This is a genomic window from Amaricoccus sp. B4, assembly GCF_043226085.1.
Classification (GTDB): Bacteria; Pseudomonadota; Alphaproteobacteria; order Rhodobacterales; family Rhodobacteraceae; genus Amaricoccus.
Genome location: NZ_CP171225.1, coordinates 711,714 through 731,947 on the forward strand (window position 1 = coordinate 711,714; position 20,234 = coordinate 731,947).

The window sequence follows — 20,234 nt, forward strand, 5'->3', positions numbered from 1 at the left end:
AGGAGCCCGGACCTTTCGGCCCGGACCCCTTTTTTCTCAGCTGGAACTCGTCGTTCAGTGCGCGGCTGCGCCAGCGCCCGGCGTCTCCGCCGATGATGCGACGCTCGCCCGCGCCGCGGCCTCGGCCGCCTCGTCCCATTCGATCGGCTCGGGCATGCGCACGAGCGCGACCTTCAGCACATCCATCACGTTCGAGACCGGGATAAGCTCCAGACCGTTCTTCACGTTGTCCGGGATATCCCTCAGATCCTTTACGTTGTCGGAGGGGATCAGCACTGTAGTGATGCCGCCGCGGAGCGCCGCGAGCAGCTTCTCCTTGAGCCCGCCGATCGGCAGGACGTTGCCGCGCAGCGTGACCTCGCCGGTCATTGCCACATTTCGACGCACCGGAATCTGGGTCAGAACCGACACGATGGAAGTGACCATCGCTATGCCTGCGCTCGGCCCGTCCTTCGGAGTCGCCCCTTCAGGCACATGGACATGGATGTCGATCGTCTCGAACATCGGCGGCTTCAAACCCAGATCCGTCGCCTTGGATCGGACATAGGACGAGGCCGCGTCGATCGATTCCTTCATCACGTCACCGAGCTTGCCGGTCGTCTTCATCCGCCCTTTTCCGGGGAGCTTCAGCGCCTCGATCGAGAGAAGATCGCCACCAACCTCAGTCCAGGCCAGCCCTGTCACGACTCCAACCTGATCCTCAGTCTCCGCAAGCCCGTATTTGAAGCGGCGTACACCAAGGAACTCCTCAAGATTTTCCGGTGTAACCACGACCTTCTGCGACGCACCCTTGACGATCTCGGTCACTGCCTTCCGGCAGAGCTTCGCGATCTCGCGCTCAAGGTTCCGGACCCCGGCCTCGCGGGTATAGTAGCGAATGATGTCGCGCAGCCCGGCGTCCGTTAGCTCGAACTCGCCCTTCTTCAGACCATGGCCCTTTTCCTGCTTCGCAAGGAGATGCTGCCGGGCGATCTCGGCCTTCTCATCCTCGGTGTACCCGGAGATCGTGATGATCTCCATGCGGTCGAGGAGAGGTCGCGGCATGTTGTAACTGTTGGCCGTCGTGATGAACATCACGTTCGAGAGATCGTATTCCACCTCTAGATAGTGGTCCATGAAGGTCGCATTCTGCTCGGGATCGAGCACCTCGAGCATGGCGCTCGCCGGATCTCCACGGAAATCCTGTCCCATCTTGTCGATCTCATCGAGCAGGACGAGCGGATTGGTGGTCTTGGCCTTCTTCATCGACTGGATGATCTTGCCAGGCATCGAACCGATGTAGGTGCGCCGGTGGCCGCGGATCTCCGCCTCGTCCCGGACACCCCCGAGCGAGATGCGGATGAACTCGCGACCCGTCGCCCGAGCGACAGACTTGCCGAGCGAGGTCTTACCAACACCCGGAGGTCCGACGAGACAGAGGATCGGCCCCTTGAGCTTCGACGACCGCGACTGCACCGCGAGGAACTCGACAATGCGCTCCTTGACCTTTTCGAGACCGTAGTGGTCAGCGTCCAGCACGGCTTGCGCCTGACCGAGATCCTTCTTGATCCGGCTCCGCTTGCCCCACGGGATCGAAAGCATCCAGTCGAGATAGTTGCGCACCACAGTGGCCTCGGCCGACATCGGCGACATCGAACGCAGCTTCTTCAGCTCTGCCAGCGCCTTTTCGCGAGCCTCCTTGGTGAACTTCGTCTTCTCGATGCGCTCCTCGAACTCGGTGGCGTCATCCTGGCCTTCGCCTTCGCCGCCCAGCTCACGCTGGATCGCCTTCATCTGCTCGTTCAGATAGTATTCGCGCTGGGTGCGCTCCATCTGGTTCTTGACACGGCTCTTGATCTTCTTCTCGACCTTCAGGACCGACATTTCGCCCTGCATCAGGCCGTAGATCGTCTCGAGCCGCTCACCGACATCGGGCTGCTCCAGAAGCGCCTGCTTTTCTTCAAGCTTCGCCCCGAGATGCCCCGCGACCGAGTCGGCGAGCTTCGAGGGAGACATGTCTTCGGAAATTGCGCTCACCGCCTCATCAGGGATGTTGCGGTTGAGCTTCGCGTAGCGCTCGAATTCCTCCCCGACGGCACGCGCCAGCGCAACGATCGCGGGCGGATCGTTCTCGGTCTCGGCGACGGTCTCGGCTGTCGCCTCGAAATAGTCGGGATTGGGCAGGAAGTCCGAAATAGCAACGCGCGCCTTGCCCTCGACGAGAACCTTGACCGTCCCGTCAGGCAGCTTCAGGAGCTGGAGCACATTGGCGAGCACGCCAACCCGGAAAATGCCATCCGCCGTCGGTTCGTCCTCGGAAGGATCCTTTTGGCTGGCAAGAAGAATTTGTTTGTCGTCCTTCATGACCGCCTCAAGGGCGAGCACGGATTTTTCCCGGCCGACAAAGAGCGGAACGATCATGTGCGGAAACACCACGATGTCGCGCAGCGGGAGCACCGGGTAGGTCGGACTGCTCAATTGAGTCATGTTTATCGTCCTTGTATTGGCAAGGCGCCGACGCCCCGCTTCCGCGGCGACGCGACACCTCCACTTGATGAACAGATGGCGCGCGAGACGCTGCGTTTCAAGCAACCCATATTCTGCGCTCCCCTGCCGCGGGTTACAAGGCATCGAACTGTCTGCCTTGTCCATTCCGCAATCGCAGGTCAGCCACTGGCGCAGGAAAAGGCAGGCTTGGGGGCTGAGTTGCTGATGGGCTCTGCTAAACTTGCCCTCCGAATCCCCGGATTGCGGTTCGAATGTGGAGCATCATGAAAAGACGTAGCTTTGTCGTCATCGGTCTCGGAACCTTCGGCACCACCATTGCGAACGAGCTCTGCCGCTTCGGCAACCACGTGCTCGTCATCGACGTGAACGAGCGTAAGGTGAGCCCTTTCGCCGATATTGCCCATGAGGCAATCATCGCGGACGGGAGGGATGAAGTAGCCCTTCGTGAAGCAGGCGTGGGGGATTATGATGTGGCCGTCGTTGCGATCGGCGAGGATCTCGAGGCCAACATCCTCTGCTCGATGAACGTCAAGATGCTCGGCGTCAATACCATCTGGGCCAAGGCGCTCAACAAGACCCATCACCGCATTCTCGCCAGGCTCGATGTGGACCGAATCCTTCTGCCTGAGCAGGAGACCGGGCGGCATGTCGCCTTAATGCTGAATTTCCCGCTGGTGCGCGATTACGTAAGCCTCGGCAATGGATTTACCCTCGTAGATGTCACGATCCCAAAGGGCCTTGCCGGTAGACATACCGGCGATCTGCCGGCTGTCGAGGACAACGACCTACGCCTGCTCGGCGCGATGCGCGGCACGACCTTCATGTCGTGCGAAACCAGTTCGGTGGAGCTTGAGCAGGACGACAAGCTTCTGGTGCTGGGCCGCCGCGCCGGCTTGCAAAAATTCGTCGAAACCTTGCGCGGAGAAGCCTGACATGGGGCGCTGGCGCATCCCGCCACCGCTTGCCCTCATTCTCGTCTATGCCGGGCTCATCTTGGCAGGGACGCTTCTCCTCGTGTTACCCATCTCCGTCTCGGCCCCGATCTCGCTTTCGGATGCGGCCTTCACCGCAACTTCCGCGGTGACGGTGACCGGCCTCGGGGTGGTCGATACCGGCGCGGGTTTCACGTTGTTCGGCCAGGCGGTGATCCTCGTCCTCGTTCAGCTCGGCGGCCTCGGGATCATGACATTCGCGATCCTGATCCTCTCGATGCTTGGCCTGCCCATCGGCATCGCCCACCGACGCTTCCTGCGCGAGGATCTCAACCAGACTTCAGTCTACGGCCTCCTCGACATGGTCCGTGCCATACTCCGTTTCGTAATCATCTGCGAGCTCGTCGGGGCGCTACTGCTCGGCATAGTATTCATTCCGGAATTCGGTGTTCCCCGCGGGTTGTGGATGAGCATCTTTCACGCGGTTTCCGCCTTCAACAACGCAGGCTTTGCGCTCTTTCCTGACTCGCTCTCCACCTGGGTGGGCAATCCCGTCGTCAACCTCGTCGTTCCCGCGCTCTTCATCATTGGCGGCATCGGCGCCACCGTCATCATAGACCTCCAGCGCACCCGCCGATGGAGACAATTCGCCCTCCATACCAAATTGATGCTTGCCGGAACGGCAGTGCTTCTCGTCATACCCACCCTCACCTTCGCCGCAATGGAATGGAGAAACCCCGCAACGCTCGGTGCACTCGAAAGTCCTGCGACCCGACTGCTTGCGAGCTGGTTTCAGGCCGCGACGATGCGCACTGCAGGCTTCAACACGATCGATATCGGAGGGATGACCAACGGCACGACATTCATGTCGATGGTCCTGATGGTCGTTGGCGCAGGCAGCACGTCGACCGGCGGCGGCATCAAGGTCACGACCTTCATCGTACTGCTCCTTTCGACGAAGGCATTTTTCCAGCGCCGAACCTCGGTCGACATCTTTGGCCGCAGCCTCGGACCGGCCGAGATATTGAAGGTTTTGGCGCTTTCGATCGTAAGCGTCCTGACGCTCTTCACCGCCCTCTTCCTGCTCCTGCTCTTCCATGAAGGAGAATTTCTCGACGTGATGTTCGAGACGGCCTCGGCCTTCGGCACGGTGGGGGTTTCCCGCGGCATCACCGGCGATCTCGATACCGCAGGCCGTGCCATCATCATGTTCGTGATGTTCGTGGGCAGGGTCGGACCGCTGTCTCTCGGCTTCCTCCTCGCCATGGGTCCGAAGCGGCGCATCGCCTATCCCGCCGGAACGGTCTATCTCGGCTGAAGCTCAGAGCGGTTCGAGGTCGCCGGCCGAATAGCCGCGATGGAAGCTCTCGATAAAGGTCTCGAGCGTACCTGCCGCAATCGCGCCGCGCAGCCCCGCCATCAGCTCCTGATAGTAGTGGAGGTTATGCCAGGTCAGCAGCATGGAGGAGATGATCTCTCCTGCCTTGAAGACGTGATGGAGGTAGGCACGCGAATAGCTCCGGCAGGCCGGGCAGCTGCAGTCGGGATCGAGTGGGCGTGGATCTTCGGCATGGCGCGCATTCTTGATGTTGACGGGCCCCCGTCGCGTCAGCGCCTGCCCCGTCCGTCCCGAGCGGCTCGGCAGGACGCAGTCGAACATGTCGACGCCACGCGCCACCGCACCCACGATATCGTCAGGCTTGCCAACCCCCATGAGATAGCGCGGCCTATCCTCTGGCAGGAAACCCGGCGTATAATCGAGCACCCCGAACATCGCTTCCTGCCCCTCGCCCACCGCAAGGCCGCCGATTGCGTAGCCCTCGAAACCGATGGACTTCAGCGCCGCCGCACTCTCCTCACGCAGTGCGGCCGTGACGCCACCCTGTACGATCCCGAATAGCGCATGCCCCGGACGGTCGCCGAAGGCATCTCGTGAACGCTGCGCCCACCGCATGGAGAGCCGCATGGAGGCTGTCACCGCGGCCTCGGTCGCAGGCAGCGCCGGGCACTCGTCAAATGCCATGACGATATCGGAGCCGAGCAATCGCTGGATCTCAATACTGCGCTCTGGCGAGAGATGATGCTTCGAGCCGTCCACATGGCTGCGGAACGTGACACCCTCCTCGGTGAGTTTGCGCAGGTCGGCAAGGCTCATCACCTGAAAGCCACCCGAGTCCGTGAGAATCGGCCGTTCCCAGTTCATGAAGCGATGAAGCCCGCCGAGCTTTGCGATCCGCTCCGCCGTCGGGCGCAGCATCAGGTGATAGGTGTTACCGAGCAAGATGTCCGCGCCAGTCGCGCGCACGCTCTCGGGCAGCATTGCTTTCACTGTCGCCGCCGTCCCGACAGGCATGAAGGCAGGTGTGCGGATCTCGCCGCGCGGGGTCGAGATTAGGCCGGTTCTGGCACGCCCGTTGCGGGCGTCAATACGGAAAGAGAATCGCGTCATGCGCCTCCTTTACGCGCTACCGCGGGTCTCGACAAACCGTCGCCGAACTGTCTCAGGTTTGTCATCGAAACGCGATCAAAGAACAACTCCAGACACAACGAGGGATGAAGTCATGAAGCCGTTTCTTTACGCCTCCGTCGCGATGGCCTCCATCGCCGGACCGGCGCTTGCCGATATCATAGAACTCGGGCCCCGCCCCTATTTTCTCGTCGACCAGATGGAGGACGGCGAACTTAAGGACAAGCTCGCTGCCTGCGGAGGCGGCCCGTTCGAACGCAAACTGTTCTCGATCGGCCACCGCGGTGCGGCCATGCAGTTTCCTGAACACACGCGCGAATCCTACCTCGCCGGGGCACGCATGGGGGCGGGCATTGTCGAGTGTGATGTGACCTTTACTGCCGATAAGCAACTCGTCTGCCGCCATGCGCAGGATGATCTCGCCACCACCACCAACATCCTCGCTACCGGCCTCGCTGCGAAATGCACAGCAGGCTTCACCCCGGCCGAAGGCGACACGCCCGCCGGCGCCGATTGCCGCACCTCCGACCTGACCCTTGCCGAGTTCGAGACGCTCAAGGGCAAGATGGATGCGGGCGACGAGGCTGCAACCGACATCGAGAGTTTCATGAACGCGACCCCCGGGTGGCGCACCGATCTCTACGCTGATCAGGCCGGCACCCTGATGACCCATGCCGAATCGATTGAACTCTTCAAGCAGCTCGGCGTGAAGTTTACCCCAGAGCTCAAGTCTCCGGCCGTGGTCATGCCCTTCGACGGCATGACCCAGGAGGACTATGCCCAGATGATGATCGACGAATACAAGGCGGCAGGCGTCCCCGCATCGGACGTCTACCCACAATCGTTCAATCTCGACGACGTACTCTACTGGATCAAGGCCGAGCCGGAATTCGGCGCACAGGCGGTCTATCTTGTGGAATGGCCTGAGGACAAACCCTTCGACGAGCAGGATCCCTCCACCTGGTCCGAGAACTTCGTTGAGCTTAAGGCGCAGGGCGTCAACTACCTCGCGCCATCGATCAACATGCTGATCACAACCGATGGCGACAAGATCGCCCCCAGCGAATACGCCAAGGCCGCCAAAGCCGCGGGCCTCAAGCTCATCGCCTGGACGCTCGAGCGTTCCGGTCCGCTCAATACCGGGGGTGGCTGGTACTATGCCTCAGTAAACGATATCATCCACTCGGACGGTCAGATGTACGAGGTTGTCGACGTGCTCGCGCAGCAGGTCGGCGTCGTCGGTCTGTTCTCCGACTGGCCCGCGACAGTAAGCTATTACGCCAACTGCATGGGCCTCGACTGACGCCCGGCGGCTTCCGCGCTGTTGTCCGTCCCCGGCTTTACGGGGGCGGACTTAATTCCTATAGTTGCAGTCAGGAATGTGGGAGCCTGTTCGTATGAGTCTCGAACCCGATTTGCCGATGGAAGGGACGCCGCTCATCAAGCCGTCCTCGACGGATCACCCGCTCTACGACGAGATCGTGCGGGCGTGTCAAACCGTCTATGACCCGGAGATCCCGGTCAACATTTTCGATCTCGGTCTGATCTACACGATCGAAATCAGCGAGGAGAACGACGTTACCATCGTGATGACGCTCACCGCTCCGGGCTGCCCGGTGGCCGGCGAGATGCCCGGTTGGGTCGTCGATGCGATCGATCCTGTGCCCGGCGTGCGCCAAGTCGACGTGCAACTCGTCTGGGAACCGCAATGGGGTATGGACATGATGTCCGACGAGGCACGCCTCGAGCTTGGCTTCATGTAGGACTTGCCGCGGCGCGCCGCCGCCGCCATGGTCCGGGTCCGACGCCTCGAACGGATCCGCCGATGACCACGCCGATTGTCACCATCCTGACTGGCGACATTGTCGCCTCCTCCCGTCTTGGCTCTGGCGAGCTTGACAAGGTGATGGTCGCGCTTGCTGCGGCATCGGAGCAGATATGGGGCTGGAATACCTCGGCGCAACATCCTGCATTCGAACGCTTTCGCGGCGATGGCTGGCAGATGGCGATCCCCAGGCCCGCACTCGCCCTGCGTGCCGCTCTCTTCGTGCGCGCCAACCTCCGCAGCCTGGGCCGGGCGCGGGACAGCCGTATCTCGATCGGGATCGGGCCTGGCAAGATCGCCGCGAACGCGCCACTTGCCTCGGCATCCGGCCCTGCCTTCGATCTCTCCGGCCGCAACCTCGACAGTATGAAGCGCAGTGCGCGCTTTGCAATCGGCTGGTCCGATCCGCATCCGGCTGAAAGCGCCTGGAAGGCCGCCTTTGCACTTGCCGACGAGATCTCCGGGCGCTGGACGGTGCGGCAGGCCGAGGTCTTCCTCCGGATGCTGCCCCCGGATGCGGGTACCCAGGGAGCAGCGGCCGAAGCGCTTGGCATTAGCCAGCAGATGGTTGCCAAGCATCTCGCGGCCGGAGGCGATTGGGCCCTGCGCCAAGCGATCGAGGCTATGGAGACCCCGGAATGACCCCCAAATCACAACCTTTAAGGATTGTAATTAGATTTACAACCCCAATACAGCGTGGGCGCTCAAGGTGGGGTCGACCGTGATCGAAACGGCCATCGCACTCGCTCTCGGGCATCTCGCCGCGGACTTCCTTTTACAGACGACCTGGATGGTAGAGAACAAGCGCCGCCCCAAGGCGCTTGCGACTCATGCCGCCATTGTCGGGCTTGCTAGCTGGGTCTGCCTCGGCTTTGCGCCCGCATTTGCCGCGCTTGCGCTCGTGACCGTCAGTCACGCCCTCATCGATGTGCTCAAGGCCCGGCTCGGCGGGCCGGGACTCACCGCATTCCTCACAGATCAGGCGGCCCACGGCATTGTGATACTTGCCGCAGCACGCCTCTCCCCGCAAGCCTTCGGCACGGGTCTCTGGGGCCATTCCGCCGTCACAGAAGCCCTTCCGGACCTCACCGAAGCGCTGCCCGCACTCATGGCTGTTACCGCCGGCCTGATCGCCGCTGTCTTCGCCGGCGGTTACGCGGTCAAGGCGCTCATGGCCAACATTGCGCTCGACGCCCCCGAGGAACGGCAGGACATGCCAAAGGGGGGGCTCTTCATCGGTCGCCTTGAAAGGCTACTCATCTTCATGCTGACGCTTTCGGGCAATGTCGGCGCAATTGGCTTTCTTATCGCGGCAAAGTCGGTGCTCCGCTTCAATGAACTCACCCGCGAGCGGCACCACCAGGTCAGTGAATACGTGATCGTCGGAACCCTCGGCAGCTTTGCCTGGGGCCTTGCCTCGGCCGAGGCCGCGCGCTGGGCGCTCAGCGCGCTCGGCAGCCCCTGAGCCGTGCAGCGGGCCTTGAGAAAACATGCATCCTCACCTAACTTATGAGCAACTCCGATAGCGAGAGACAAAGGACAGATGTTCGGAATTCCCGGAAAGCCGCCCGTCAGCATGACGCCTGCGGCGCAAGCGCAAATCCTCCGCCTGATGAACAAGGGCGATACCAAGGGCCTGCGCATCGGCGTCAAGAAAGGCGGCTGCGCAGGCATGGAATACACCATGGACTATGTCGATGCCATCGACCCGATGGACGAGGTTGTGGAGCAGAACGGCGCGCGAGTTATGATCGCACCGATGGCTCAGATGTTCCTTTTCGGTACAGAGATCGACTACGAAACAGGCCTGCTGGAATCGGGCTTCAAGTTCAACAATCCCAACGTCGCTGAAGCCTGCGGCTGTGGTGAATCCATCAAGTTCACTGGCATGTGACATGGCCGTTCCGGCCGACATCCGCGCCTGGATCCACGAACTTTTCCAAGATATTAGCGGGATTTCCTCGCGTGCAATGATGGGCGGCCTCGCGATCTACTCCGAAGGCCGCATCTTTGCAATCTTCGGCGGCCCCGAGCGGCAGCTTTACATCAAGGCAGTCGGCCCCCTCGCCGAGGATCTCGCCCGCGAAGGTGCCAGTCGCTTCTCCTACATCCATCGGTCGGGGCGGCGTATGGAGATGGGCTACTGGACCCTGCCAGATGCCGCACTCGACGACCCCGACGCCGCCTGCGCCTGGGCGCGCCGTTCGCTTGCTGCCTCCGATCCCGACTTTTCCTGACCGGCCTCCTCTGCTAGCAAGCAGCGAAATATTGTTACGGGAGCCCGATAGATGTCGCCACGCACGCTCGTTGCCGGAAACTGGAAGATGAACGGCCTCAAGGCCTCCTCCGCCATGCTCGAGGAGCTGGCAAGAGCGCACCCCTCTCCGGTCTGCGACGTGCTGGTCTGCCCGCCCTCAACCCTCGTAGCAGCCTTTGCCGGCGGCGCCTTCCCGATCGGTGGCCAGGACTGCCATTGGAAGGCCTCAGGCGCTCATACAGGTGATATCTCTGCAGAAATGCTCGCCGATGCGGGTGCAAGTGCAGTCATCATCGGCCATTCCGAGCGCCGTGCCGATCACGGCGAAACCGACGCGATGGTCTCCAACAAGACCGAAGCCGCCTGGCGCGCGGGCCTTGTCGCCGTTGTCTGCGTGGGAGAAACCGAAGCCGAACGCGACGCAGGCGAGACGCTCGCACGCATTGGCAGCCAGCTTGCGGCTTCGATCCCCGACGGCGCCACCGCCGCAAACCTGGTCGTAGCCTATGAGCCGGTCTGGGCCATCGGCACCGGCCGCACCCCCTCTCTTGAGGAAATCGCCGAAGTTCACGATTTCATGCGCAAAACCCTCTCCGATCGCTTTGGTGCCGATATCGCCGGCGGTGTCCGACTGCTCTATGGTGGTTCGGTGAAGCCGAGCAACGCCGCCGAGATTTTCGCAATCAAAAACGTGAACGGCGCACTCGTGGGCGGAGCGTCTCTCAAGGCCGAGGATTTCGGGGGGATCATCAGCGCCGCGGGCTGATCCGCGCGGCCTCCGGCCTCAGCCGGTCTTTCTGCGCGCCTCTTGGCGAGCGGGTGTCTGGTAATGAGCGGCGAGGCGTTCGAGCGCGATCTTGAGCACGACCTTGCCAGAACGCGCCGACCAGCCGAGCCGCTTTTCTGCCGCCTCGAGCCCCTCGAGAAAGCAACATACCCGGAAAACGATATCCGAGAGGCCCGGACCCAGCGCCTCCAGCGCCAGCGCTACCCGGGTGCGGGCATCAGCAGGCCCCTCCGCCGGTCCGCGCGCGGCCGAGAAGCCGCCCCGATCGGACCCTGACGTCAGGAAACGGTCCCAGTTCTGCGCCACCCGCGGACCCATCTGCGCAAGCTCGAAATCCTCGCGCAGACGCTCGCCTGCCTCGATGAGCTCCGGCGTGAGATAGGGTTTGCCGTCCTTGCCGTGCTTGCGGCCGAGCACCGAAAGTGGGCTTTCGGCGAGGTTGTAGCGAATCTTCTGCTCACCCGAGCCGTCTGAAGCCATCACCACGCGCTCGGCAAAGGTCCGATGCTGCTCCTGGAAGGCGCCCTGGGCCTCGGCAAAACCGCCACGCGCCGATTTCGCCTGTCGCTCCTCCGCGAGCAACCGCTTGAGCGCCGCCCGACCGACCGCAGAAATCGTGTAGCAAGCAATCTTTCCGGCCTTTTCGCAGCTGATCCATTCCTGCAACGCGAAGGCATGGGCCACGTCCCGGTCCACCACTGCGATACGATTTTGCCGCCCCGGAACCACCTCGCGCAGCACGACCGCCTTTTCCATGGTCGGCGCAACGGCTAGGAAGGCCCCCTTCTCGCAAAGCCGGCGAAGGATACGCCGCGCCTCGCGCTCGATGCGCGGATCGGGACGGTCACAGGATTGCGTGGCCGGGTTGGACATGGACAAGACCTCTCTGGATTCGGAACGGTCGGTGAGTTCAGTGGAAAGGGCGCGCCCCAGACGATCGAGTGCCTCGTCGATCAGTGGGTCATCGCGCCAGGATTCAACCTTGCGGACCTGCCGCAGGATCGTGGAAGCGTGGCACCCCTTCGCCCGCGCAAGACCGCGAATGGAGTGACCGGCGGACGTATGCGCAAGGTAGGTGACGGCGGGTTCCGGAAGCCAGCCTGGCAACATGTTCAACGCTCCATCTGGATCGGCCCGGACCGGGCCTTTGGGGAAGACTGGCAGGCAATCGCCCTTCGGCGTTCCTACAATTTTCGCAAAACTCGTCTTAAGGTTGATTCCTCAAAGATTCCTTAAACATCATTAAGTTGCTGTTTTATAGTTATTTTACACTTTAACCCCGCGAGCGTTACTCGCTCTGGTTGCGCAACACGCGCCGAACACCGGCAAAGTCCTTCCATCGACAAGAAAGAGGGACATCATGAACGATCTCGCGAACCTTCTCGGCGGCCTTCGCCGCCCCAAGATTCTGATCCGTGCCGCCCGTGCAGGCGTATCCGACTACCGCCGAGACCGGGATCTCAAGCGCCTTTTCCGCAACCTGCGCGGCACCGCGCCGCATCAGGTGATGGTGACCCTGATCGCAGAAGAAAGCCGCCTCGAATCATGCCGCGCTGCGGGTGATGCCACCTATTCGGTCCAGCGCCATGTCGGCGTGCTCACCGCCCTGATTGCCGAGGCTCGGCACTTTTCCGCCGACGCGAGCTCCATAGGGCGAGGCCTCCTGGAAATCTGCGCCGCCGCCTGAGCAGCAAATGATCTCTTCCCAACCGAAATAGACAAATAGACCCTTTGGCTGTTGCTTCCTGAAGCCGCATGGGGTCTCTATCGCGCCATGACGGGAAGGCTCATTATCGCATCGAACCGCACTGCCAGCCCCGGCGAACCCAAGGTCGGCGGCCTCGCGGTAGCCATATGGGAAGCCCTTAGCGAACGGGGCGGCGGCGTCTGGTTCGGATGGTCGGGGGAAACGCTCGAGCGCGAGACGCGCGGCGTACGCCTCTTCGCCGAGGACAATGTCGATTTCGCGCTCGCCGATCTCACTGAGGCGGAGTACGAGGGATACTATCTCGGCTATGCAAACCGCGCCCTTTGGCCGGTTTTTCATTACCGCGTCGACCTCGCACATTTCGATGAAACCGAGTTTGCCACATACGAGGAAGTGAACCGCCGCTTCGGCCGGCTTCTGGCGCAGTTCACCCGACCCGATGACACCGTGTGGGTTCACGACTACCACTTCCTGCTGATGGGCCAGGAAATGCGTACGTCCGGATGGGAAGGCCCGATGGGCTTCTTTCTGCACATTCCCTTCCCCGCACCCGAGATCTTCACCTCGCTGCCACAGCATCGCCGCATCGCCCGCGCGCTCTGCGCCTTCGATCTGATCGGCTTCCAGACCGAACGAGATCGAGCGAACTTTGAGCGCTATCTGGTCGAGATCGACCAGGCATCTTCCTCTTCGGACGGCACGATCTCCGCCTTCGGGCGCACCCTTCGCACCAAGGCGTTCCCGATCGGCATCGACGCCGACGAGATCGTGAACCTGGCCAACAGTGAGGAAGGCCGTAGCGCGGCAAGCCGGCTCGGCCGGATCATTGACCAGCGCGCACTCGTCCTCGGCGTCGACCGGATGGACTATTCGAAGGGCCTGCCGCAGCGCATGCACGCCTTCGGGCGCATGCTTGACGAGAATGAGCATATCCGTGGCCGGGTGAGCTTCCTGCAGATCGCACCGCCCTCCCGGGAGGACGTGGATACCTATCAGGATCTCCGGATCGAGCTTGATCAGGTAACCGGCCGAATCAATGGCGATCACGGTGATCTCGATTGGGTGCCAATCCGCTACCTTGCCCGCGGTTATCCGCGGGGCATGCTGTCCGGGCTTTACCGGCTTGCGCGCGTGGGCCTCGTGACCCCGCTCTATGACGGCATGAACCTCGTGGCGAAAGAGTTTGTCGCCGCTCAAGATCCCGAAGATCCGGGGACTCTCGTGCTGTCAGAGTTTGCGGGCGCCGCCGAACAGTTGCAGGGTGCAATCTTCGTCAATCCCCACGACATAGCGGCAACCGCCGATGCGATCCAACAAGGCATCAATATGCCGCTTGAGGAACGAATCGAGCGATGGAAATCCATGGATGCCGCGGTTCGCGCGCAGAGCATTGCCTGGTGGCGCCGCGCTTTCCTCGACGAACTTGAAAGCCTCGGCAAGCCTGCGCCAGACACCGAGGTCGAGAGCTGATGACCGATACCTACCTCGAATCGCTCGAGCTTGCGAAAACCGACGCACTTTTTCTCGACCTCGACGGCACGCTCGCCGAAATCGGCCCGGATCCAGAAGCAATCGCCATTCCACCGGCGACGGTGGCTGATCTCAAGGCGCTCGCCCGCGTGTTCGACGGCGCCATCGTGCTGCTGAGCGGCCGCGACATTCGCGACCTCGCCCGCCGCACCCCGGATTTCGTCTGGCGCGCCGGGGGCCATGGCCTCGAGATCGTGCCTCCGAGCGGCTCGGTGCCCGCCATGCCGCCCGCCCAGCCCGATACGGTTCTGGCCCCGCTGCTCACAGTTACTGAAAAGATCAAGGGCGTCTGGCTCGAGACCAAGGGCCCTGTCGCGGCCCTGCACTTTCGCGCAGCCCCCGCGGCCGAAGCCCAATGCCTCGCCGCGGCCGAAGCGGCATCCAAAGCGGTGCCGGGCCTCGTGTTCCAGCCCGGCAAGATGGTCGTCGAAGTGAAGCCCGCACATGCCCACAAGGGCGTCGCCCTCCGCGATATCGCGGGCCGTTCGGGTTTTACCGCTCGGCGCCCGGTGATGATCGGTGACGACACTACCGACGAGGACGCGATGGCCGTGGCTCAAGAGCTCGGCGGGATCGGCGCCAAGGTCGGCCCCGGCGACACCGTGGCGCAGATCCGCGCAGCCGATCCGGCCGCGGTGCGCGCCTGGCTTGCCCGCGAGGCCGCACGCCTCACGGGGTGACGCATCCCTCGCGCTTCATTCAGCCGAAGGCGTCTGGCTCCGATGCCTTCCGGGCCGCGACAAAGGCCGCAAGTTCTTCGGAAATCCCGGGATCGAGCGGCGGCGGCTGGTAGGCCGCAAGCATCTTGCGCATCTTTCTGTTGGCGATTTGCATCGAATCCGGCCCGCCATCCTCAGCCCAGGTCTCGTACGGGCGGTAGTCGAAGACACTGGAGCGCCAGAACGCGGTCTTGAAGTTCGCTTGGGTGTGCGCGCAACCGAGATAGTGCCCCCCCGGCCCCACCTCGCGGATCGCATCCATCGCCTGACCATTCTCCGAGAGGTCGATCCCTTCGGCCATCGAATGCAGCAGACCGAGCTGGTCGGCATCGAGTACGAACTTCTCGTAGGACGAGACCAGCCCGCCTTCGAGCCAGCCGCAGGCATGCAGCATGAAGTTCACTCCGCCGAGCAATGCAGCCTGCAGCGTGTTGGCCGTCTCGGTCGCTGCCTGCGCATCCGGCAGCTTCGAGCCGCAAAGCCCGCCGCCGGAACGGAACGGCAGGTTCATCCGGCGCGCGAGCTGCCCCGCCCCGAACAGGATCTTCGAGGCCTCGGGCGTTCCAAAGGTCGGAGCACCCGAATTCATGTCGATCGAGGTGACGAAGGCACCGAAGATCACCGGCGCTCCGGGCTTGACGAGCTGGGAATACGCAACCCCCGCCATCACCTCGGCCAGAAGCTGCGTGAGCGTCCCCGCGACCGAGACCGGCGCCATCGCACCGCCGACGATGAAGGGCGAAACAATGCAGGCCTGGCCGGCGCGGGCATAGACCTCGAGCGCGCCCATCATGACCGAATCGAAGGTAAGTGGCGAGTTGATGTTGACGAGGCTCGTCATGTAGCAGTTCGGCCCGACATTCTCGGCACCGAACAGGATCTTGCACATCTCGACCGAATCCGCGGCCCGCGACGGCTCCGTCACCGAGCCCATGAAGGGCTTGTCGGTGAGTGTCATATGGGCAAGCAGCATGTCGAGATGGCGTTTGTTCACTGCGACATCCGTGGGCTCGCAGACCGTCCCCCCCGAATGGTGCAGCCATTTCGACATGTAGCCGAGCTTCACGAAGTTGCGGAAGTCCTCCATCGTCGCATAGCGGCGGCCACCTTCCATGTCGCGCACGAAGGGTGGCCCGTAAACCGGCGCCAGCACGAGGCTCTTCCCGCCGATCTCGACGCTGCGCTCGGGGTTGCGCGCCAATTGGGTGAAGCGCGACGGGGCTGTTGCGCAAAGCTTGCGCGCAAGCCCCCTTGGGATATGCACCCGCTCACCGCGCACATCCGCCCCGGCTTCCCGCCAAAGCGCAAGAGCGGGCGGATTGTCGACGAAATTGACCCCGATCTCCTCGAGTAGCGTCTCCGCATTGGCCTCGATGAGCGCGAGCCCCTCTTCGTCGAGGATCTCGAAATTCGGGATGCGCCGCTCGATGAATCGCGCCGCCTCGATCTTCGGAGCCGTGCGTTCCGCCCGCCGGGCCGCGCCGCCGCCCGTGCGGCGGCCCCGTGCCGGGCTCCGTTCCTCGACAGTTGCTTCGCTCATCGCCTTCCTCCGTCGGACCCGGTCCATTCCCTCCATTCTTACGGCAATCCCGGCACCGACCCTGCCGGTTTGCGCCGCCAAACGGATCATCCGCGACATGCCCCGCGCCCGAAGTCCTCACCTGCCAGCATCGACCTCTTGCAGCGGCGCGCGCGGCACCCTAATGCGTCTGCCATGACACAGGACACCCACCAGCGCCTCCTCATCATCGACTTCGGCAGCCAGGTGACGCAGCTGATCGCGCGCCGCCTGCGCGAGTTGAATGTCTATTGTGAAATCCATCCGTTCCAGAACGTGACGGCCGAGTTCCTGCGCGACTTCGCGCCGCAGGCCGTGATCTTCTCCGGCGGCCCCGCCAGCGTCTTCGCCGAGGGCGCACCGATGCCGCCCCGGGAAGTCTTCGATCTCGGCGTGCCGATTCTCGGCATCTGCTACGGCCAGCAGGTCATGATGCACTGCCTCGGCGGCAAGGTCGAACGCGGCCACGGCACCGCCGAATTCGGCCGCGCCTTCGTCACGCCCGCAAACGACCGCCTGCCGCTCCTCGAGGGCTGGTTCGAGGGCGCCTCGGAGCAGGTCTGGATGAGCCATGGCGACCATGTCTCGAAACTTGCGCCGGGCTTTGAGGTCTACGGCACCTCGCCCAACGCGCCCTTCGCCATCACCGCCGACGCCGCCCGGAATTTTTTCGCGGTCCAGTTCCACCCGGAAGTCCACCACACTCCGAACGGCCGGAAGCTCTATGAGAACTTCGTCAGGCTCGCCGGCTTCACCGGCGACTGGACAATGGAAGCCTACCGCGAGCAGGCCGTTGCCCAGATCCGTGAACAGGTCGGCGACGCCAAGGTCATCTGCGCACTCTCGGGCGGCGTCGACAGCTCGGTCGCGGCGATCCTCATCCACGAGGCCATCGGTGAGCAGCTCACCTGCGTCTTCGTCGACCATGGCCTCCTGCGGCTCAACGAGGCCGAAGAGGTCGTCGGCATGTTTCGCGACCACTACAACCTGCCGCTCATCCACGCCGATGACAGCGAGACCTTCCTGACCGCTCTCGAAGGCGTCTCCGACCCGGAAGTGAAGCGCAAGACCATCGGTCGGCTCTTCATCGAGCTCTTCGAGAAGCACGCGAAGGAACTCGGCGGCGCAGAATTTCTCGCGCAGGGGACGCTTTATCCCGACGTTATCGAAAGCGTTTCCTTCTCGGGCGGACCGTCGGTGACGATCAAGTCCCACCACAATGTCGGGGGCCTGCCCGAGAAGATGGGCATGAAGCTGGTCGAGCCCCTGCGGGAGCTCTTCAAGGACGAGGTTCGCGCCCTAGGTCGCGAACTTGGCCTGCCGCAGAGCTTCATCGGACGCCACCCTTTCCCCGGGCCCGGCCTCGCGATCCGCTGCCCCGGAGAGATCACCCGCGAGAAGCTGGAAATCCTGCGCAAGGCCGATGCGGTCTATCTTGACCAAATTCGCAAGCACGGCCTCTACGACGAAATCTGGCAGGCGTTCGCGGTAATTCTCCCGGTGCGCACCGTCGGCGTGATGGGCGACGGCCGCACCTACGATTACGCCTGCGCCCTCCGGGCCGTGACCAGCGTCGATGGCATGACGGCGGACTATTACCCATTCAGCCACGACTTCTTGTCGGAGACCGCAACTCGGATCATAAACGAGGTCCAAGGCATCAACCGGGTGACCTACGACATCACCTCGAAACCCCCGGGCACCATCGAGTGGGAATAAGCGATATGCTGCGCCGGGTGTCGAGAACCCGCGGCGCAGCCAGCCGTCAGTCCGGATCCCACCAGCGCAGCCAGGATGGCACTTCGAAGCGCATCAGCGGGAAGTAGACGTTCCGCTCCATCTGGCGCTTGCCATCCGCTCCCTTGCCGGCAACCGGCCCATCCGAGTCCTCCTCGTCACAGGGCCCGGTGGCCTGCCCCGCCTGCTTGCCCGTCTTTGCTTCGGCTCCGACCCGCGGCGGACAGTCTCCGACTTGCGCCTGCGTCTCCGCGGCCACGGGCGCTACAGCCGGCGATAGTGCCGCGAGCAACAGGAGCATCCTGAATCCACGTCCCATGACCTTCTCCACGTTTCGAATCCCACCAGCCAAATGCTGCGCTGGCTCCACCACCTGCAAATGATCCGCGATGATGCACGAATAAGTCTAACCGAAGGTTATCTGTGAAGATTACGCCGTGGCACGCGGCGTTGTGCGGCATGGGAGCCCCCCTTGCGCCGCCCGAAATTTCCCGTTCAAAGCCGTCTGGCCAGCCCCTATGGTGCGGGTCCGACGCGAGGGAAGGAAAGACATGACGCGCCCCGGAGAGCAGAAGGACTGTCGCCTCGCGGCGCTCACCTGGGCCGCGCGCCTCGTTGCGACAGCAGTGGTCGCTGTCTTGCTCACCGGCGTGGGCGTGACGTTCCATGCCCTCTGGCTCGTCCACCGTAGCGGCGAGCCCGCACCCGCGTCCGTGATCGTTGTGCTTGGCGGCGGTGTCCGACGAGACGGCACCCCCGGGCCCGATACGCTCGCGCGCACGAACCACGCCATTGCGCTCTACCGCGCGGGCCTCGCGCCACGGATGCATTTCACCGGCGGCCATACCAATCCCAGATTGCCGGGCCTCGGTACTGCCATGGCCGATGTCGCCATCGCCGCCGGCGTTCCGCTCAGTGCCATTACCGTCGAGGACACCTCGCGCTCCACGCTGCAGAATGCCCTCCTCTCCCGCCCGATGCTGCCGCCGGCCACAACAGGCCCGATCATCGTCGTCTCCGACGGCTACCATCTCGCCCGTGCCTGGGCGATCTTCCGCTGGGTGGGCTACCGTCACGTTGCAGTGTCAGCAGCGACCAGCTTCGGAGACGGCACGGCGCGGACGAAATTCCGTCGCATTGCGCGCGAATCCTTGGCATGGTCCTACAATTTCGGTCGCATCTCTGTCTGGGAGATCCTGAAGGGCCTTGGCATTGACGAGCCGGAAACCTCACGTCTGCTCGCCGGCGCGTCCCGCAAAGCAGTGATCCCAGTATGAACGCCACCGTCACCCCTGCCATGCGCGATGCGCGCCCTTGGCGCGCCTTCGCCTGGATGCTCGCCGCCATGGTGTCCTTCGTCGCGATGGCAATTGCGGGCCGCGAGGTACAGCGTGAACTCTCGACCTTCGAACTCATGCTCTTCCGCTCCGCCATCGGCTGGCTCATCATGCTCGTGGTGGTGCTCCGCCTCGGCGACGGTTTCGCGCCGGTCGTGACGCGCCAGCCTTGGCTGCATCTTCAACGCAACAGCATCCATTTCATCGGCCAGAACGCCTGGTTCTTTGCCGTGGCGGCCATCCCACTCGCCCAGGTCGTCGCGCTCGAGATGACAAACCCGCTCTGGGTCGCGCTGCTCGCACCGCTGCTTCTCCACGAACGGCTCACCCGCATCCGGATGCTCGCGGCCCTGCTGGGCTTCGCAGGCGTGCTGATCGTCGCCCGCCCGGGCGTCTCGCCTCTCGGCTGGGGGCATGGCGCCGCACTCCTCGCCGCGATCTGCTTTGCGCTCACCTCGATCTACACCCGCCGCATCACCCGCGAGGATCGCACGATCTGCGTGCTCTTCTGGATGACGCTGTTGCAGACCGTGTTCTCTGCACTCCTCTGTCTCCCCGGTGGCCTTACGCTGCCCACGCCGGGCCTGCTGCCCTGGGTCGCCATAACCGGCGTCACCGGGGTCTCGGCGCATTTCGCCCTCACCTCCGCTCTCCGCAACGCGCCCGCTACCATCGTGGCACCGATGGAGTTCCTCCGCCTGCCCGCCATGGCGCTAGCCGGCATGTGGATCTACGGCGAGCCGCTCGACTGGGCGGTCTTCGCCGGCGGGGCGCTCATCGTGGCAGGCATCCTTGCCAACATCCTGTCCGAACGTCGCAAGCCCTGACGTTCCCCCTTTTTTTGCTTCCGGCCCCGTGCTAGGCGGGCGCCGACCCGCCTGAACCGAGGA

The 20,234-nt window shown here is 63.3% G+C and carries 20 protein-coding genes; 15 read left to right on the forward strand and 5 right to left on the reverse strand.

What is annotated here, in order from left to right; all coding sequences use genetic code 11:
- Positions 1-54: 54 nt before the first annotated feature.
- Positions 55-2,466, reverse strand: coding sequence for an endopeptidase La (gene lon, locus ACF66B_RS03355; protein ID WP_111428252.1), 2,412 nt, complete (start codon positions 2,464-2,466; stop codon positions 55-57).
- 284 nt (positions 2,467-2,750) lie between these two features.
- Between lon and ACF66B_RS03360 the strand changes: the two genes are divergently transcribed.
- Both ACF66B_RS03360 and ACF66B_RS03365 read left to right on the forward strand, forming a co-directional pair.
- On the forward strand, positions 2,751-3,419 hold the full coding sequence (locus ACF66B_RS03360) for a TrkA family potassium uptake protein (RefSeq protein ID WP_111428914.1): 669 nt from the start codon (positions 2,751-2,753) through the stop codon (positions 3,417-3,419).
- Between the two features lies 1 nt (position 3,420).
- Positions 3,421-4,737, forward strand: a complete 1,317-nt coding sequence (locus ACF66B_RS03365; protein ID WP_111428251.1) for a TrkH family potassium uptake protein — start codon at positions 3,421-3,423, stop codon at positions 4,735-4,737.
- A gap of 3 nt (positions 4,738-4,740) precedes the next feature.
- Here the strand turns inward: ACF66B_RS03365 and tgt are convergent, their stop codons facing one another.
- Positions 4,741-5,868 carry a tRNA guanosine(34) transglycosylase Tgt gene (gene tgt, locus ACF66B_RS03370; RefSeq protein ID WP_111428250.1) on the reverse strand — a complete coding sequence of 376 codons (1,128 nt, stop codon included), beginning with the start codon at positions 5,866-5,868 and terminating at the stop codon, positions 4,741-4,743.
- A gap of 112 nt (positions 5,869-5,980) precedes the next feature.
- On the opposite strand from tgt, the gene ACF66B_RS03375 reads away from it, so the two are divergent.
- The 7 genes from ACF66B_RS03375 to tpiA all read left to right on the forward strand — a co-directional run bounded on the left by ACF66B_RS03375 (position 5,981) and on the right by tpiA (position 10,734).
- On the forward strand, positions 5,981-7,189 hold the full coding sequence (locus ACF66B_RS03375) for a glycerophosphodiester phosphodiesterase family protein (protein ID WP_111428249.1): 1,209 nt from the start codon (positions 5,981-5,983) through the stop codon (positions 7,187-7,189).
- 94 nt (positions 7,190-7,283) lie between these two features.
- Positions 7,284-7,649: an SUF system Fe-S cluster assembly protein gene (locus tag ACF66B_RS03380; protein ID WP_111428248.1), complete on the forward strand. Its 366-nt coding sequence runs from the start codon at positions 7,284-7,286 to the stop codon at positions 7,647-7,649.
- 62 nt (positions 7,650-7,711) lie between these two features.
- A complete protein-coding gene (locus ACF66B_RS03385) occupies positions 7,712-8,353 on the forward strand; it encodes a hypothetical protein (protein WP_111428247.1) in 642 nt (213 codons plus the stop codon).
- A 79-nt stretch (positions 8,354-8,432) separates the two neighbouring features.
- Positions 8,433-9,176 (forward strand): DUF3307 domain-containing protein, encoded by a 744-nt coding sequence (locus ACF66B_RS03390; protein WP_162683127.1) that lies wholly within the window; start codon positions 8,433-8,435, stop codon positions 9,174-9,176.
- Between the two features lie 78 nt (positions 9,177-9,254).
- Positions 9,255-9,605: an iron-sulfur cluster assembly accessory protein gene (locus tag ACF66B_RS03395; RefSeq protein WP_111428245.1), complete on the forward strand. Its 351-nt coding sequence runs from the start codon at positions 9,255-9,257 to the stop codon at positions 9,603-9,605.
- A 1-nt stretch (position 9,606) separates the two neighbouring features.
- Positions 9,607-9,948, forward strand: coding sequence for a TfoX/Sxy family protein (locus tag ACF66B_RS03400; RefSeq protein ID WP_111428244.1), 342 nt, complete (start codon positions 9,607-9,609; stop codon positions 9,946-9,948).
- Between the two features lie 51 nt (positions 9,949-9,999).
- Positions 10,000-10,734, forward strand: coding sequence for a triose-phosphate isomerase (tpiA, locus tag ACF66B_RS03405; RefSeq protein ID WP_111428243.1), 735 nt, complete (start codon positions 10,000-10,002; stop codon positions 10,732-10,734).
- An 18-nt stretch (positions 10,735-10,752) separates the two neighbouring features.
- Here tpiA and ACF66B_RS03410 read toward each other — a convergent pair whose 3' ends face one another.
- Positions 10,753-11,628 carry a DUF6456 domain-containing protein gene (locus tag ACF66B_RS03410; protein WP_392664017.1) on the reverse strand — a complete coding sequence of 292 codons (876 nt, stop codon included), beginning with the start codon at positions 11,626-11,628 and terminating at the stop codon, positions 10,753-10,755.
- Positions 11,629-12,115: 487 nt separating this feature from the next.
- Between ACF66B_RS03410 and ACF66B_RS03415 the strand changes: the two genes are divergently transcribed.
- The 3 genes from ACF66B_RS03415 to otsB all read left to right on the forward strand — a co-directional run bounded on the left by ACF66B_RS03415 (position 12,116) and on the right by otsB (position 14,673).
- Positions 12,116-12,442: a DUF6477 family protein gene (locus ACF66B_RS03415; RefSeq protein ID WP_392664019.1), complete on the forward strand. Its 327-nt coding sequence runs from the start codon at positions 12,116-12,118 to the stop codon at positions 12,440-12,442.
- 87 nt (positions 12,443-12,529) lie between these two features.
- On the forward strand, positions 12,530-13,933 hold the full coding sequence (locus ACF66B_RS03420) for a trehalose-6-phosphate synthase (RefSeq protein WP_111428241.1): 1,404 nt from the start codon (positions 12,530-12,532) through the stop codon (positions 13,931-13,933).
- Complete coding sequence (otsB, locus tag ACF66B_RS03425; protein WP_111428240.1) at positions 13,933-14,673, forward strand: trehalose-phosphatase; 741 nt, start codon at positions 13,933-13,935, stop codon at positions 14,671-14,673. The genes ACF66B_RS03420 and otsB overlap by 1 nt, the downstream gene beginning before the upstream one ends.
- A gap of 19 nt (positions 14,674-14,692) precedes the next feature.
- Here the strand turns inward: otsB and ACF66B_RS03430 are convergent, their stop codons facing one another.
- Positions 14,693-16,252, reverse strand: coding sequence for a trimethylamine methyltransferase family protein (locus ACF66B_RS03430; protein WP_111428239.1), 1,560 nt, complete (start codon positions 16,250-16,252; stop codon positions 14,693-14,695).
- A 174-nt stretch (positions 16,253-16,426) separates the two neighbouring features.
- On the opposite strand from ACF66B_RS03430, the gene guaA reads away from it, so the two are divergent.
- Positions 16,427-17,989 carry a glutamine-hydrolyzing GMP synthase gene (guaA, locus tag ACF66B_RS03435; protein WP_111428238.1) on the forward strand — a complete coding sequence of 521 codons (1,563 nt, stop codon included), beginning with the start codon at positions 16,427-16,429 and terminating at the stop codon, positions 17,987-17,989.
- A 46-nt stretch (positions 17,990-18,035) separates the two neighbouring features.
- Here the strand turns inward: guaA and ACF66B_RS03440 are convergent, their stop codons facing one another.
- The gene (locus ACF66B_RS03440; protein ID WP_111428237.1) at positions 18,036-18,326 is read right to left on the reverse strand and encodes a hypothetical protein; all 291 of its coding nucleotides are present in this window, start codon (positions 18,324-18,326) and stop codon (positions 18,036-18,038) included.
- Between the two features lie 232 nt (positions 18,327-18,558).
- Between ACF66B_RS03440 and ACF66B_RS03445 the strand changes: the two genes are divergently transcribed.
- Together ACF66B_RS03445 and ACF66B_RS03450 are read left to right on the forward strand one after the other, a co-directional pair.
- A complete protein-coding gene (locus tag ACF66B_RS03445) occupies positions 18,559-19,284 on the forward strand; it encodes a YdcF family protein (RefSeq protein ID WP_162683126.1) in 726 nt (241 codons plus the stop codon).
- Positions 19,281-20,171, forward strand: a complete 891-nt coding sequence (locus tag ACF66B_RS03450) for a DMT family transporter (protein ID WP_111428235.1) — start codon at positions 19,281-19,283, stop codon at positions 20,169-20,171. The genes ACF66B_RS03445 and ACF66B_RS03450 overlap by 4 nt, the downstream gene beginning before the upstream one ends.
- Positions 20,172-20,234: the final 63 nt, after the last annotated feature.

Excerpts from the sequence above, each read along its gene's own strand:
- lon (WP_111428252.1), bottom strand. The coding sequence starts at position 2,466 with ATGACTCAATTGAGCAGTCCGACCTACCCGGTGCTCCCGCTGCGCGAC.
- ACF66B_RS03360 (WP_111428914.1), top strand. The coding sequence starts at position 2,751 with ATGAAAAGACGTAGCTTTGTCGTCATCGGTCTCGGAACCTTCGGCACC.
- ACF66B_RS03365 (WP_111428251.1), top strand. The coding sequence starts at position 3,421 with ATGGGGCGCTGGCGCATCCCGCCACCGCTTGCCCTCATTCTCGTCTAT.
- tgt (WP_111428250.1), bottom strand. The coding sequence starts at position 5,868 with ATGACGCGATTCTCTTTCCGTATTGACGCCCGCAACGGGCGTGCCAGA.
- ACF66B_RS03375 (WP_111428249.1), top strand. The coding sequence starts at position 5,981 with ATGAAGCCGTTTCTTTACGCCTCCGTCGCGATGGCCTCCATCGCCGGA.
- ACF66B_RS03380 (WP_111428248.1), top strand. The coding sequence starts at position 7,284 with ATGAGTCTCGAACCCGATTTGCCGATGGAAGGGACGCCGCTCATCAAG.
- ACF66B_RS03385 (WP_111428247.1), top strand. The coding sequence starts at position 7,712 with ATGACCACGCCGATTGTCACCATCCTGACTGGCGACATTGTCGCCTCC.
- ACF66B_RS03395 (WP_111428245.1), top strand. The coding sequence starts at position 9,255 with ATGTTCGGAATTCCCGGAAAGCCGCCCGTCAGCATGACGCCTGCGGCG.
- ACF66B_RS03400 (WP_111428244.1), top strand. The coding sequence starts at position 9,607 with ATGGCCGTTCCGGCCGACATCCGCGCCTGGATCCACGAACTTTTCCAA.
- tpiA (WP_111428243.1), top strand. The coding sequence starts at position 10,000 with ATGTCGCCACGCACGCTCGTTGCCGGAAACTGGAAGATGAACGGCCTC.
- ACF66B_RS03410 (WP_392664017.1), bottom strand. The coding sequence starts at position 11,628 with ATGTCCAACCCGGCCACGCAATCCTGTGACCGTCCCGATCCGCGCATC.
- ACF66B_RS03415 (WP_392664019.1), top strand. The coding sequence starts at position 12,116 with ATGAACGATCTCGCGAACCTTCTCGGCGGCCTTCGCCGCCCCAAGATT.
- ACF66B_RS03420 (WP_111428241.1), top strand. The coding sequence starts at position 12,530 with ATGACGGGAAGGCTCATTATCGCATCGAACCGCACTGCCAGCCCCGGC.
- otsB (WP_111428240.1), top strand. The coding sequence starts at position 13,933 with ATGACCGATACCTACCTCGAATCGCTCGAGCTTGCGAAAACCGACGCA.
- ACF66B_RS03430 (WP_111428239.1), bottom strand. The coding sequence starts at position 16,252 with ATGAGCGAAGCAACTGTCGAGGAACGGAGCCCGGCACGGGGCCGCCGC.
- guaA (WP_111428238.1), top strand. The coding sequence starts at position 16,427 with ATGACACAGGACACCCACCAGCGCCTCCTCATCATCGACTTCGGCAGC.
- ACF66B_RS03440 (WP_111428237.1), bottom strand. The coding sequence starts at position 18,326 with ATGGGACGTGGATTCAGGATGCTCCTGTTGCTCGCGGCACTATCGCCG.
- ACF66B_RS03445 (WP_162683126.1), top strand. The coding sequence starts at position 18,559 with ATGACGCGCCCCGGAGAGCAGAAGGACTGTCGCCTCGCGGCGCTCACC.
- ACF66B_RS03450 (WP_111428235.1), top strand. The coding sequence starts at position 19,281 with ATGAACGCCACCGTCACCCCTGCCATGCGCGATGCGCGCCCTTGGCGC.